At 56.8% G+C, this 13547-nt stretch carries 8 protein-coding genes; 4 read left to right on the top strand and 4 right to left on the bottom strand.

Annotated elements, in window-relative coordinates; translation table 11 throughout:
• Positions 1-94 precede the first annotated feature (94 nt).
• Positions 95-940 carry a copper amine oxidase N-terminal domain-containing protein gene (locus MKY64_RS25905; protein ID WP_340956679.1) on the top strand — a complete coding sequence of 282 codons (846 nt, stop codon included), beginning with the start codon at positions 95-97 and terminating at the stop codon, positions 938-940.
• Positions 941-1233: 293 nt separating this feature from the next.
• On the opposite strand, the gene kdgT is transcribed toward MKY64_RS25905, so the two are convergent.
• The 3 genes from kdgT to MKY64_RS25920 all read right to left on the bottom strand — a co-directional run bounded on the left by kdgT (position 1234) and on the right by MKY64_RS25920 (position 5791).
• On the bottom strand, positions 1234-2238 hold the full coding sequence (gene kdgT / locus MKY64_RS25910; protein ID WP_340956681.1) for a 2-keto-3-deoxygluconate transporter: 1005 nt from the start codon (positions 2236-2238) through the stop codon (positions 1234-1236).
• 43 nt (positions 2239-2281) lie between these two features.
• Entirely contained in the window at positions 2282-3298 is a 1017-nt protein-coding gene (locus tag MKY64_RS25915; RefSeq protein WP_339312361.1) for a tripartite tricarboxylate transporter substrate binding protein, read from the bottom strand.
• A 174-nt stretch (positions 3299-3472) separates the two neighbouring features.
• Complete coding sequence (locus MKY64_RS25920) at positions 3473-5791, bottom strand: helix-turn-helix domain-containing protein (protein WP_340956683.1); 2319 nt, start codon at positions 5789-5791, stop codon at positions 3473-3475.
• A gap of 185 nt (positions 5792-5976) precedes the next feature.
• Between MKY64_RS25920 and MKY64_RS25925 the strand changes: the two genes are divergently transcribed.
• Together MKY64_RS25925 and MKY64_RS25930 are read left to right on the top strand one after the other, a co-directional pair.
• Positions 5977-7614 (top strand): SWIM zinc finger family protein, encoded by a 1638-nt coding sequence (locus tag MKY64_RS25925; protein WP_340956685.1) that lies wholly within the window; start codon positions 5977-5979, stop codon positions 7612-7614.
• Positions 7611-10652 carry a DEAD/DEAH box helicase gene (locus MKY64_RS25930; RefSeq protein WP_340956687.1) on the top strand — a complete coding sequence of 1014 codons (3042 nt, stop codon included), beginning with the start codon at positions 7611-7613 and terminating at the stop codon, positions 10650-10652. The genes MKY64_RS25925 and MKY64_RS25930 overlap by 4 nt, the downstream gene beginning before the upstream one ends.
• Positions 10653-10775: 123 nt before the next feature.
• On the opposite strand, the gene MKY64_RS25935 is transcribed toward MKY64_RS25930, so the two are convergent.
• The gene (locus MKY64_RS25935; RefSeq protein ID WP_340956690.1) at positions 10776-11570 is read right to left on the bottom strand and encodes a hypothetical protein; all 795 of its coding nucleotides are present in this window, start codon (positions 11568-11570) and stop codon (positions 10776-10778) included.
• Between the two features lie 573 nt (positions 11571-12143).
• Between MKY64_RS25935 and hflX the strand changes: the two genes are divergently transcribed.
• Positions 12144-13415 carry a GTPase HflX gene (gene hflX / locus MKY64_RS25940; protein WP_340956692.1) on the top strand — a complete coding sequence of 424 codons (1272 nt, stop codon included), beginning with the start codon at positions 12144-12146 and terminating at the stop codon, positions 13413-13415.
• The last annotated feature ends 132 nt before the right edge of the window (positions 13416-13547 follow it).

Raw genomic sequence — 13547 nt, forward strand, 5'->3', positions numbered from 1 at the left:
AATCAATATATACAAATAACTGGAAGGGAATGATTGGTCTATGTCTTCATTAAAAAGGTGGCTTCCTGCCTGTTGCATTATGCTGTTCATGCTTATGCTTCCCAACGTTATTCTGGCAGCCCCTGCTTCCAGCCCGGCCCGGTCAACCACAAGACCTATACAGGTTAACATCAATGGTGCTTTTATCTCTGCTGATAGCAGTCCTTTTATACAGTCTGGCCGAACGATGATTCCCATCCGCACGCTTGCTTCCCTGGGGCTCCAATATTCATGGGACGCTACCCGCCATATGGTAACAATCACGAATTCCTCCAACGACCTCTTTGAAATGACTCAGGGACAGTCTAATGCTTATAAGAATGGCCAGCCTGTACAGATGGACAGTGAAGCCAATAATTACAACGGACGAATCATGGTTCCCGCAAAGTTTGTCAGTGAAGCATTTGGATACAGTGTGTACTATGAAAAGATAAGGGAGATCATCTTCATTCAATCCAAGAATTTCACTCCTGATGCCCAGGCCATCCATTCAGCAGATCTTAAGCAGGCCCGCCTGGCGGCCATTTCGTTGCCGGTGCGCTACGCTTTTAAACCCGGTACAAGAGTACAAAGTGATCAATCCCATTACTACTCGTATGCCTTTGCCTCAAAGGACGCCACCCGTTATGCCTACAGCAATGGAGAAATAACCACAGTGGTTGAGATTGCAGGCACAGCGGCCACAGCCGTATGGCAAGCTTCGGAGGCAGATATCCCAGGTTATCCTGCTACTACATTCGGCGGTGTGCAGCCAGCGTATATTTCCGATCTGTTCCAGGATTCTTTTAGCTACAACAAAGGTGTATATAGTGGTTATCACACGCTTAGCGACGGTACTGTAACAACCTTTAAGTTCCCCGGCCTCTCTTATACTGAGCTGATCCGGGCCATCCCGGAGTAAGGAACTTATATGCCAAAGTTAGCTCCCGGGAAAAGGGTGTTTTCTATAAAATCAATATTATGTATTTATTCGTTTGATTGCTTGAACTAAGAACAAAATCACCCTAACGGGTCCACTCACCAACCGCTTGTATGGATTTCATTGTTGCACTTCTTGCAGGATTTCTCCATCTACTCTTCCTTCATTCAGATGATTAAAAAAAAGCCCCCGGAGCAGCCCTAACGCTGTCCGGGGGTTCTGATCAACCTAAGTCTCACAAATTATTATGTGTTATATACGTTGTTATCCGCTGTTTAGCCCGCTGCCTTCTGAACTTTAGCAGCTACAGGTCCCTCTGCTGCCGGGGGATTCTTCTTCTTCATGTAGTCGGAATAGTAAGCTGTGATGACCGGGACGAGAATGGATGTAACGATCACGGATGCGGCTACCAGCGCTGTAGCGGACTGGGCGGCCGGCAGGAATTCGGGCTTCATGTTCGCTACCAGCATAGGGTTGGCGACCGCAGCACCTGCGGTACTGGAAGCGGCCAGTCCGGCAGTTCCGTTGCCGCGGCCAATGAACTTGTCAGCCAGAATCAGCGGGATACCGGTAATAATGATAACGACAATACCAAGCAGAATACCGAGCAGGCCAGTGTCAACGATAACGCCAAGATCGATCGAGCTCCCCAGAGCGAAGCCGAAGAAGGGAATGAGCGTCTGAGTAGCTCGGCCGAAGTAGGCGCGCAGATCATGATCCAGGTTCCCCAGGATGAACCCGACGAGGAACGGCAGGACAGCGCCAACGAAGAGATGCGGTTCAAATACAGCCACACCGGTGCTGCCCAGAATGAGCATGGTTACGAGCGGCCCGGATTCTAGTGACATCAGCACGAAGGCACCGGATTCTTCCTTGGTCCCATACTGCTGCATAATGGAAGCGTACAGCCCGCCGTTGGTCATATCCATAGCAGAGATGATGGCGAGGACCGACAGTCCGGCGAAGAAGCCGGTTTGCACCCCGCCCTCAGGCAGGAACTGGATCGCGATCATAGCTACGACCCAAGCTACGGCGATCTTGGTCAATACCAGCGTACCGGATTTGCGCAGTACGGTTCCGGTAGCTCTGACATCGATCGCGGCTCCCATACAGAAGAACCACACGGCCAGAATCGGCACGGTGCCGGTCATCAGGCCTTTGGTGAACCCTCCGAAATATTCGCCCGCATCAGGAAAAGCAGTGTGAATGATCGCTCCCAGAAATAGTGGAATGAGCATCATTCCGCCGGGAATCCGATCCAGTGTCTTTTTGATTTTCATATGATTACCCTACCCTTTCTTACTCGTGATGAGTGTGTATGTTCTACTTGCGGCTTAGTCCAAGCTCGGGAATCATGGCGGCGAACAGATCATCGCTCTCCTTGAGCTGCTTCGCAAAGGCTTTGCCGTCCTTCACCAGCAGCCCCAGCCCGTTCGAATTCATATATTCGCGGAATTCCCTGTCTTCGGTCCCTTTGATAAATGCCCCGGCCAATACCTCCGCAATCGCATCCGGCGTATCCTTCGGTACAGCCAGTCCTCTCCATGTTCCTGTGAAGTTCACATGAATTCCGGTCTGCTCTTCCAGGGTCGGCACATCCGGCAGCGCCTCTGAGCGCTTATCGGCATTGACTGCCAATATCCGCAGCTTCCCTTCATCCACATACTTCTTCACCTCGGCGGGACTGACCGGTACCGCATCCACGAATCCGTCCATTAAGGCGGAGACGGCCGGCCCTGCACCTTCAAAGGGAATATGCGCGAACTTCACACCGGTCTCCCGTTCCAACGTTACGGCGGCCAAGTGCCAAATACTCCCCGTTCCTGCGTTTCCCATTTTCAATTCCTCTGGATGCGCTTTCGCAAAGTCGAGAAATTCATTGACGTCCTGCCATGGCGCGTCCTGTCTTACGGTGATGGCGGAAGGATCAAAATTCGTCTGAGCGATCGGTTTGAATCTCTCATAGGTAATCGGCAATAATCCCAGATGTGGAAGAATGGTCAGCTCGGCCGGCAAAAAAGTCACGGTATAGCCGTCTCCCTTGGCATTCGCGCCTTCCATCAGTCCTACGGAGCCACCGCCGCCGGTGCGGTTAACCACAATTACCGGCTGGCCCAGCACCTTCTCTGTCGCGGTGGCGAGCGCTCGCGCGGTGGCGTCCGTTCCTCCTCCTGCGGCGTAGGGCACAAGCAGTGTGATTGGCCGTCCGGGATAACCGGTGCCCACCGTCTCCTGGCCCGGGCCGCCGCCCGCCGGATTGCCGATTCTAAGCACCAGCAGGACCACTGCCGCTACAGCTGCTGTCCAGAGTCCTATTCGAGTTGTACGTTTCAAGTCCATCCCTCTTCTCTAATTAGAAGTAATCGGGCAGCCTCCAGATGCTTGATGCCTAGCCTTGCGCCCGTGCCCTCACCCCCGTTTTATTTGAGTATCAGCAGCCTGCCATGGAGGATGTGAAAGTTTTCTCAAATAGAACTTTATCGCAACCGGGGGTATGCCTTCAATCGCATAATCTTATTCCGAATCCTCAGAAACGCCGGAATGGCGCGGTTTTGGCCGATCTGCATACTCCTTGGAAGATTTGCTGCTCTCCCTGAACTTGCCGGGTGTGGTCGATTTAATCTTGCGGAAGACCCGGATGAAGCTGTTCTCATTCTGATAACCCACCTGCTGGGCAATCTCGGCAATTCTCAGACTGCTGTCCTGCAGCAGCTCGCAGGCTCTATTGATTCTCAAGTTGGTCAGATAGTCATAGACGGTAGTTCCGGTCTCTTCCTTGAAGATGGTGCTCACCGAGGATACCCCCATGTTCACATGGGAGGCGATATCAGACAGCCCGATATTGAATTGCAGATTCTCCTTCATATACTCTATAAGATTCTGAACCAGCAGGAACTCCTTCGATTGCCGGTGCGCCCCGAAGGCGTCCGATAGCTGAACCGCTATGCTGCACAGCATCTGCTCAATCTCATTAAGCTCCATCGTTGTCACCTGATGCCAGGTGTAGTCAGCCAGCTCCGCAGGCACCGGGTATCCCCCGGCAGCCGCCATATGCAGAATCTCCTCCAGCAGGTCACTTAGCGAGCGGAATACTTTTTGCGGCTGAATTCCCCGCTTGCGGGTCTCGGCAATCCCTCTGCGGATCCAATCCTGTGCAGCGGCGGCATCGGATGCTCTCAGGGCGTTCAGCATTTCCTGCTTCCATAGCTCATCTGCCGCCCCGCTGCTCTCTTCATATTTGTTCTCTGCGCGGGAATAGACCCGTACATGGGAATACCCTTCATATAACCGGTAGGAGAGCGCAGTCTGCGCCTCTAAGTAGGACTGGGCGATATGGGTAATTGAGCCTGCTTGTTCACCGATGCCAACGGACACCGGAATCTTCAGCACATCGAGCATGGCAGCCGCCAGCCGCCGGGCATCTGCATACAGCTCCCGCTCCTCTCCGCCTGCCGCCTGTAACAGGATGACGAGACTGTCCTGCTGCGGCGCAGCGACCACGGTCCGCCAGGAAGCTTCGCAGATTTCATAGGCCATGTTAATCATCGCGTATTTGAGCAGCATTTGATCCTCTTCCTTAAAGCCCGCGGACCACTCGGTATGCCGGTCTATGGATAAGACCAGCAGCTCGAACGGACCTTCCTTCCAGCCGGTAAAGTAGTGCTCAAACCGGGTCTGTGTCTCCTGTGTGCCGATACTCCGCGTGATCAGGTCCTGCAGGAATTTGGAGCGCAGCTCCGGGAGACTCCAGTCCGCCACCAGCGATTTACTGCGGAAATCACCGACCAGCTTGCCGATGACCGGCTCCAGATCGTACAGTCCGCCCTGCCCGGCTGCCTTCTGCTCAGGAAGCAGCAGCTTGTTGATCCGTTTGAGCGGCCGGAAGGCGGCAAAATTGTAATAATACATGGCAGCGAGACCTACGGCGATGGAGATCAGTGACAGCATCAGCATCATATTCCGCGCAATCTTCACATTTTTGAGCAGCTGCTCCATGGGTACGAGCGAGAGCAGGCGCCAGCCGGTCACATTGGAGAAGGTCTGATTCGCCATGTAGGCCTGGCCTCCGATGGTGACATGGGCAAAGGGACTGACATCGATGTCCTCCAGCACCTTTCCCAGCTCCGCCTGCGGGAACGGAAGATTCAGCTTGGGGTAGATCAGCTCTCCTTCCAGGTTATAGACGAGCTGGTAGCTGGAGAGATGGGTGTACATTTTGGAGAACAGCGTATCGTAATCCAGATCAATCAGCACGGCACCGGCCACTTCGCCGTTCACCACCACCGGCCGGGCGAGCGATAACAGCTCAGTATCACCGGGGCGGGAACCGGGGCCGGTATACAGCCTTCTTTTGATCAAAAGCGGCTTCTCCTTCATTCCCCCGATCCAGGACTCCCACTCATGCTCAGGCGCCTCCCCCCAGGACGGAACATAGCCGTAGCGGCTGGAGAGCACAGACCGGTCCTTGAATTTGACCACGCTGATCGCGTGTACATCCGGCTCTGTCGCCAGCGCCTTAAGGTATTCCTGCGCCGTTGCGGCTCTGCCCCGGTTATCCGCCTCAGACGCATTGATATAGCTCAGTACAGCGGGATGGAAGGACAGATCCACTGCCTTGTTGTCGGATTCCCGGAAGGCCCGGTTCGTAACATCTACATTAATCTGCAGCAGTTCAATATTCGGTGTATTCAGCTCGGTGTCCAGTGCATTACGGTACTCTCTATAGGAGAATAGACCAATCATAGTAATCAGAAGGGATACCCCGGCTGTCAGCATCAGGATTAGACGGTTCTGTTTGTTGTGCAGCAGATATTTCATTTTAAATCGCAGCATTGCTTAAGCTTCATCCTTCCAGCGGTTGCTCATAGGTTTAGATTTCAGATTAGCATGTTCCCCTAATTTTTCAATATGGGGCATATCATACCTGCCAGGATTTCAGACTTTTCCGGGATACGCTATACAATAATGATATAATGGAACGATGGATTCACCCAATCTGCTACAGGAGAACGATAGCGATGCAGTCAAACTATACCATGGATGCTGCCGGGTGGGATAAGCTCATCTCGGAGGTTGCCCATTCTTTCGATGATCTGACCTTGAAACGGGGATTTCAATATTATAAGCAGCAACGCGTGCAGGCCTTCAGAATGGTCACGCCGTACAGAATCATGGCGCTGGTCGAAGGGCGGGAGGATTATGCGGTCTCCATTGACCTGGACGATCTGCAGGAGAGCCATTGCGATTGCCCTGTATCCGGGATGTGCAAGCATATGGCGGCTGTGCTGATGCAATACGCCGAGGAACAGGAGCGGCCTGTGCACTCCATCGCGAACGCCAAGGCGCTGATTGACCAGCCCAAGCTTCATTCTGCTCCGGCATCCGCTGTTCCGGGACGGCGCGGGGAACAACTGAAGAAGCTGGCCGCCCTGATTCCTGAGGCTACGGTGCAGCAGTGGCGAGAATACATGGCGCTGCTGGTGGAGCCGCTTGCTCATACGGTGCGCAACCCGCAGTATGCCGACCGGGCGCTCGCCGCCATCACCGGGGGCCAGCCCAAGCTGCCTCCCGCTGCCGCCATGCTGTTCAAGCTCCATGCTCATCTCTGTGTGCTGGAGAGCCTGATCCGGCCTGGCGGCCAGCCGCTCTCGGCCAACCTCTCCTCCCTTGGTTATTCTGTGGGCTACTACACTTCTATTGCGATTTCCGAGCTGCAAAAGCATATTACAGACCTGATGCAGCGGGGGCTGCCGCTGGCAGAGGCCCCTGCGGAGTGGCCGAGAGTCTACGATACGATTGCCTATCTGCGGAGCGAGATGCTGACGGAGGCCCGCGACCGCGCCAGAGAACAGCCTTATTTCTCTGCTTGTTACAGCCTGCTGTGGATCAACTGGATTACCCCGAATCTAAGCGGACCGGAGCTGTACACCAAAGAGCTGAAGGAGCTGCAACAAGCCGGAGAAGGGCTAAGCGCCGCTGCTCCCCGCCACGCCCTGCTGCTGGCCGAGAGCCGGATGTACGCTCTGCTTCATGAGGATGCTGCGGCTATAGAGAAGCTGCACACAGCGTCCGAACGGCCCGGGCTGCACCCGGAGGAGCTGATGAGCTTCCTGCCTCCGCTGGCCGAAGCCGGCCAGTGGAGACGCCTGGCCCTGTGGCTGGCCGCGCTCGGCCCGCTGCTGAACAGCCGAATGTACAATCTGCTGGATTATGCGGGCTACTGGGATGAGGCGGTGCGCCGCCTGCCCGAAGCGGAGCCGCAGATGTGGGATACGCTGTCCGGTATGCTGCCGCTGTCCCGCGAGATCTATGAAGCCCAACTGCTTGCCTACGGCAAATGGCAGGAATGGATGGATATGCAGATCTCCTCCGGCCATCAGCCTTCCGACTTCCGGGTGAGCGACCTGCAGCCGATTGAGAAGAATGCGCCGGAGCTGCTCCTGCCGTTCTATCATCAGGCGGTGGAGCGCTTCGTGCTGGAGAAGAACCGGCACAGCTACAAAGCGGCCGTGAAGCTGCTGAAGCGGCTCGCCAAGCTGTATAAAAAACTGAAACGCGAAGCACGCTGGGAAGTGTTCCTGGACGGCTTCACAGATAGACACAGCCGCCTGCGCGCCCTACAGGAGGAGCTGCGGAAAGGAAAACTGATCCCATGAATATGAAGATGCGCAATATTACTGTCCAGCTCGCCCTTACCCAGTATGGCGATGCGCTGATCTACGGTGTGGATGACCGGGATGATTATATGCCCGGTGTCCAGCTCAAGCAGAAGCTGTTCGCCTGGCATGAGGAATCCTTCTACGGTACGGAGCTCAGCACCTCGAAGGCCGATGAGGTCGAGCTGGTGGTGCTGCCTGCCGAGCAGGTCCTGCCGTTCTTTGCGGACCTGCGGCTGCTCCGGCATGTCGGCTGGAGCTGGCAGGGCGATGCCCAGCTGCTGACCCGGCTAGCCCCGCTGCTGGCCGGAATGCTGGAGGCCCGTCAGTATGCCCCGAGCTTCGCAGCCTACCGTGAAGGCCAGCTCCGCTGGGCCTGGACGGAGCAAGTGCTGGCGGAAGCCGCCGAGGCAGACTGGGACGATGCGGCCGCGCTGCATCGTCTTCAGGAGCGCAGCGGGTTCGCCGAAGGGCTGCAGGCCGCCTTCTCGGCGGCGGTCTTCCAGCGGCACTACAGCACCGAGGCGCAGGCCGGTGATCTGCGCAGTGAATTCCCGCTGCTGTTCAGCGCAGGCGGGAGAAGCGCAGCCGGTATGGACGAGGACAGCTGGCTGATGTCCATCGGCTGGAAGGCAGACACCGCGCCGTTCCGGCCGGTGCTGCAGCTGCTTGAGCCTGACGATGAGCTGCCGCACTGGCGGCTCCAGCTGCTCCTCCAGGACAAGCGCGACGAGTCCGCGCTTGTGCCGCTGCGGCTCACCGGGGACGGCGAGCCGCATGGCACTTGGCCCGCAGCGTGGACAGCGCATGTCCACGAGCGCGCGGGCGGGTGGCTGTCACGGCTGCGTGACAGCCTTCCGGAGCACATCGGGCGCGGCGCCGATGTGCTGGCAGAGCCGCTCGGCGACGAGGTCGCGTGGCGGTTCCTTACGGCCGACAGCCGCGCTCTGCTGGAGGCGGGCTGGCAGGTGCTGCTGCCGGCGTGGTGGGAAGCCGCCAGCCGCAGGAAGCCGCGCCTGCGCGCGAAGATCAGCTCCGGCACGGCTGAGGGCAGCCGCGGGCAGTCGCTGTTCGGCCTGGATGCGCTCGTCGATTTCGACTGGCGCATCTCCATCGGCGACGCCGACCTGACCGAGGCGGAGTTCGCCGACCTCGTAGCGCGCGGGGAACGCCTCGTCCAGTTCCGCGGCAAGTGGATTCCGCTGGACCCTGCGCTGCTGGCGCAGATTCAGCGGGCCATGGCCGGGATGGACAAGTCGCGCGGCTTGTCCTTCCAGGATGTGCTGCAGCTGCACCTGCTGAACGAAGGTGCAGACGGCGATTCGGAGGAAGCGGAAGCGCAGCGTGCCGAGGAAGAAGCGGTTCGCGTCCGGCTGGAGGTCGAACTGAACGAGCACCTCTTGAAGCTGATCGGACAGCTGGGGCAGCGTAGCCAGTGGCCGAAGCCGGAGGTGCCGGCCGGTCTGCATGCCGAGCTTCGAAGCTACCAGCATGAGGGCTTCGCCTGGCTGGTCTTCCTCCGCCGCTTCGGGCTGGGCGCTTGCCTGGCCGATGACATGGGGCTTGGCAAGACGGTGCAGCTGATCTCCTACCTGCTCCATCTGAAGGAGCAGGAGGAGGAAGCCGCAGCTTCCGGCGCACCCGTGGCCCGGCGGCAGACCGAGCCGGCCGGCTGGCCTTCGCTGATCATCTGTCCGACCTCCGTGCTGGGCAACTGGCAGAAGGAGCTGCAGCGCTTCGCGCCTTCCCTGAATGTAATGCTTCATTACGGAAGCCGGCGGCTGGATGCCGGATATTTCTACGGCGCGGCTTCGCAGGCGGATGTTGTGCTTACCTCTTACGCTACCGCTGCACTGGACCAGGAGCTGCTGAAGCAGTTCACCTGGGCAACCGTATGCCTGGATGAAGCACAGAATATCAAAAACGCCGGAACGAAGCAGTCCGCCGCCGTGCGCAGCTTCCCGGCCTTGCACCGGATCGCCCTGACTGGTACGCCGATTGAGAACAGGCTGTCCGAGCTGTGGTCGATCTACGATTTCATCACACCGGGTTATCTCGGCAGCCCGAAGGGGTTCCAGGACCGGTTCGCAAATGCCATTGAGAAGGAGCGCAATGCCGAGCGGACCGCTGATTTGCAGCGGCTGGTCAAGCCGTTCATGCTGCGCCGCAAGAAGAAGGACCCGGCGATCCAGCTTGATCTCCCGGATAAAAATGAGATGAAGACCTACATTAACCTGACGGCCGAGCAGGCCGCACTCTACGATCAGAACGTGAACAGCCTGCTTGAACGGATGCAGAAGCTGGAGGGCATCGAACGCAAGGGGGCCATTCTCGCCGCCTTGACCAGCCTGAAGCAGCTCTGTGACCATCCGATGCTGCTAACCAAGGAGGCACTGCCTGAGCCGGAAGACGGTAGCGCTCTGGACACCACCTCCTTGATCGAACGCTCCGCCAAGCTGGAACGGCTGCTCGCGATGGTGCGCGAGCTGCGCGAGGAGAACGAGCGCTGCCTGATCTTCACCCAGTATGTAGGCATGGGTAAAATGCTCCAGGCAGTACTTCAGCAGGAGCTTCAGGAACCGGTGCTGTACCTGAACGGCAGCACGCCGAAGAGCACGCGCGACCGCATGATTGAGCGGTTCCAGGCTCCCCCGCTGCCTGCGGGCGAAGCCACTGCAGATGCAGCTGCCGGTGCGCAGCCGTCCGATCAGCCGAATGTATTCATCCTCTCACTCAAAGCGGGCGGGGTCGGCCTCAACCTGACGGCCGCCAACCATGTGTTCCATTTCGACCGCTGGTGGAATCCGGCGGTGGAGAACCAGGCCACAGACCGTGCCTACCGTATGGGCCAGACCCGGGATGTACAGGTGCATAAGTTCATCTCGCTCGGCACGCTGGAGGAGAAGATTGACGAGATGCTGGAGAGCAAGCAGCAGCTCAGCGACGACGTCATCTCCGGCTCCGAGGGCTGGATCACCGAGCTGTCCACAGACGCGCTGAAGGATCTGTTCACGCTGCGCCGGGAATGGGTGGGATAACCCGCCACTGTGGATACCGCCTGTTCCGGCTATCTTTTATCTGCTACAGGTCTGGCATCAGTCTGGCATCGGTCTATTACCAGTCAGCCAGCGTGGCATTACTGGACCTTCACCCTTCGGCCTTCACCATTGCTCGGACATTCTGAAGGTAGCCGCCACATTATCCTCACCGGCAAGCGAGCTGACCACCAGCGTGACCGGCACTTGCTGAAGATCGTAGGCGAGCCGCTGATTCAGCAGATTCACCGCCACATTCTGGTAGGCTCCGGATATGCCGGAGCCGATGCCTTGAGTCAGCACCCGTCCGCCGGTGACTGTTGTACAGGTATAGTTCACCAGCAGCGCTGTTTCAGTGACTGGAATAGCCGTAGTCGGCGTAGGGTAATTCACAAAAGCTCCATTCACGGTCCCCCCGGCTATCACCTTATAGCGGATAGGGGTAGAGGCCAGAATCTCCAGCCCGTCTGGAACGATCTCGGCGGCCACTGCTTCAGGAACGGCGATGGTGGTGCTTCTGCGGAAGCTGATGACTGCGGTGTCGCTGCTCGTTACGGGGATATTGTTACGAAACTCTGAGGTAATCCGGCTAAGCGCCACGGGCTGCAGGGTAACGGGACTCCAGAGCCCGCTGCTGTCCACAAGGAAGATCCGCACCCGTACCTGCTCCTGGGAGTAGGAGATATTGAATTGGAAAAAATTCTGCGTAATATTATACGTTTTGGTCACAACCTCCCGATAGTTCGACTCGAACAACTCCTGCGCGAACAGCGTTGAGGGACTTACATCGTTGTTGTAACCAGTCAAATAGACCGATCCCTGGGCCATCCCATTGTTTACTACCTTCACTACTGCCTGACTGATGAGTCCTGCTCCCGGGGTAGGGTTCTTTGTTAACATATTGGTTGTCAGTATAGGCATAGTTATCACCCTCCGTTAGAGCTGTATTCAATAGGATATGCAGATATAATTGGAAGTTTCTGGTCGATTGACAGACCATGGCAGTTGTCAATTCACAGACACTGTGCTAAAATCAATGTAACTTTTTTAGAACGGAGGGTTGCGTGTGATAGACTATATCCGGATTCGCACTTTGCGCGGCTAATTATTTTCCCATAGCGCGAAAGCTCTGCCTTGTGCAGAGGACTCAGGATAAGTCTGTCCATAACACGTAACCCATAGCATACACCCGTTAATCCGCAACCCGTACACTGATTCCCGGAACCGGTACCCTGTGCCCAATAAGGCCTGTATCCGCTCTGCCAGATTCTGTGTTTACCGGGAGGATTAGCTCTATATCTTTTGAAGTTGCCGGGGCCCTCGCCCTTGCCGCTTGAACCATCATGGTGTCTATGGCAAGCATGGCCGTATAGCTGCTCCCGCGCAGCGGGCTATACCAGACTTTATTCTGTTGTTCCTCCAACTACTGTTAGCACAGGCAGACTGCCTGTGCTTTTTTGATGCTCAAATTACACTATGGAGGTTGATCTATATATGGAACCCATACTACAGAAAGCCGTTATCGTCGGCATGCAGCTGCAGAACGACACGAACTTCGCTTATTCGATGGAGGAGCTGCGCAATCTGGCAGCCGCCTGCGAGATTGAGGTCGTGGCTGAGCTTAGCCAGAAATCCAGCCGGGTGAACCCCTCGCATTACATCGGAACCGGCAAAATCCAGGAGCTTGCGCTGCTGATGGAGCAGCATGAAGCACCGATCGTTATTTTCAACGATGAGCTGTCCCCCTCCCAGATCCGCAATCTGGAGTCCGCCCTGGACCGCCAGGTTATTGACCGGACCATTCTGATTCTGAATATCTTCGCCTCACGGGCGAAGACCAAGGAAGCCCAGCTGCAGGTAGAGGTCGCACAGCTGCAATATATGCTTCCCCGCCTGAGCGGCCTGCGCGAATCTCTCGGCAGACAGGGCGGCGGGGCCGGCTTGAAGAACCGGGGAGCTGGGGAAACGAAGCTGGAGCTGGACCGCAGACGGATTGAAGAGCGGATCTCGGCGCTTCAGTTAGAGCTGCAGACGCAGGTCGCAAGGCGTCAGATCCAGCGTAAGCAGCGGCATAAGAATGAGGTGCCTGTGGTCTGTCTGGTCGGCTACACCAACACCGGCAAGTCCAGCTTAATGAACACCCTGGTAGAGACCTATCATCCCGGTTCAGGCAAAGGCGTGCTCGCCAAGGATATGCTGTTCGCGACGCTTGAGACCTCAGTGCGCAGCATTGCGCTGCCCGATCACAAGACCTTCCTGTTAACCGACACCGTAGGCTTCGTCAGCCAGCTGCCTCATCATCTGGTGAAGGCGTTCCGCTCGACCCTGGAGGAGGTAACGGAAGCCGATCTGTTGATTCATGTCGTCGATATTGCCGATCCGCAGCATGAGCAGCATATGGCGGTAACGAATGAGACCCTGAAGGCGCTGGGCGCTGACGGAATCCCTACCCTGTACGCCTACAACAAGGCTGATCTGAGGGAGGACCCTTACCCGCAGGTGGAGGAGAACTCTGTAACCCTGTCTGCTAAGAAAAACCGCGGGATCGCCGAGCTGGTCACTCTGATCCGCAGCCGCATCTTCACCGACTATGTACAGTGTGAGATCCTGGTCCCCTTCGACCGGGGCAGCATTGTCTCCTATTTCAACGAACATGCCGATGTGCAGTCCGTCAGCTACGAAGAGCAGGGCACACGCCTGAAGCTGGAATGCCGGGCCGCCGATTACGAGCGGTTCAGAGATGATTTTGTAGAGCTGCCACAATAAAATCGCTGAAAGTCACAGGAGCTGGTCCCCGCAATACGGGGCCAGCTCCTTGTGTTGTCCATGAGACTATAGGGTCAAATTACCCTGCGGGTGAACGATACTGGTGCCTCATCGCTTTCTGGCGACATACCT

The organism is Paenibacillus sp. FSL R7-0210, from assembly GCF_038009085.1.
In the GTDB taxonomy this organism is placed as follows: domain Bacteria; phylum Bacillota; class Bacilli; order Paenibacillales; family Paenibacillaceae; genus Paenibacillus_AQ; species Paenibacillus_AQ silagei.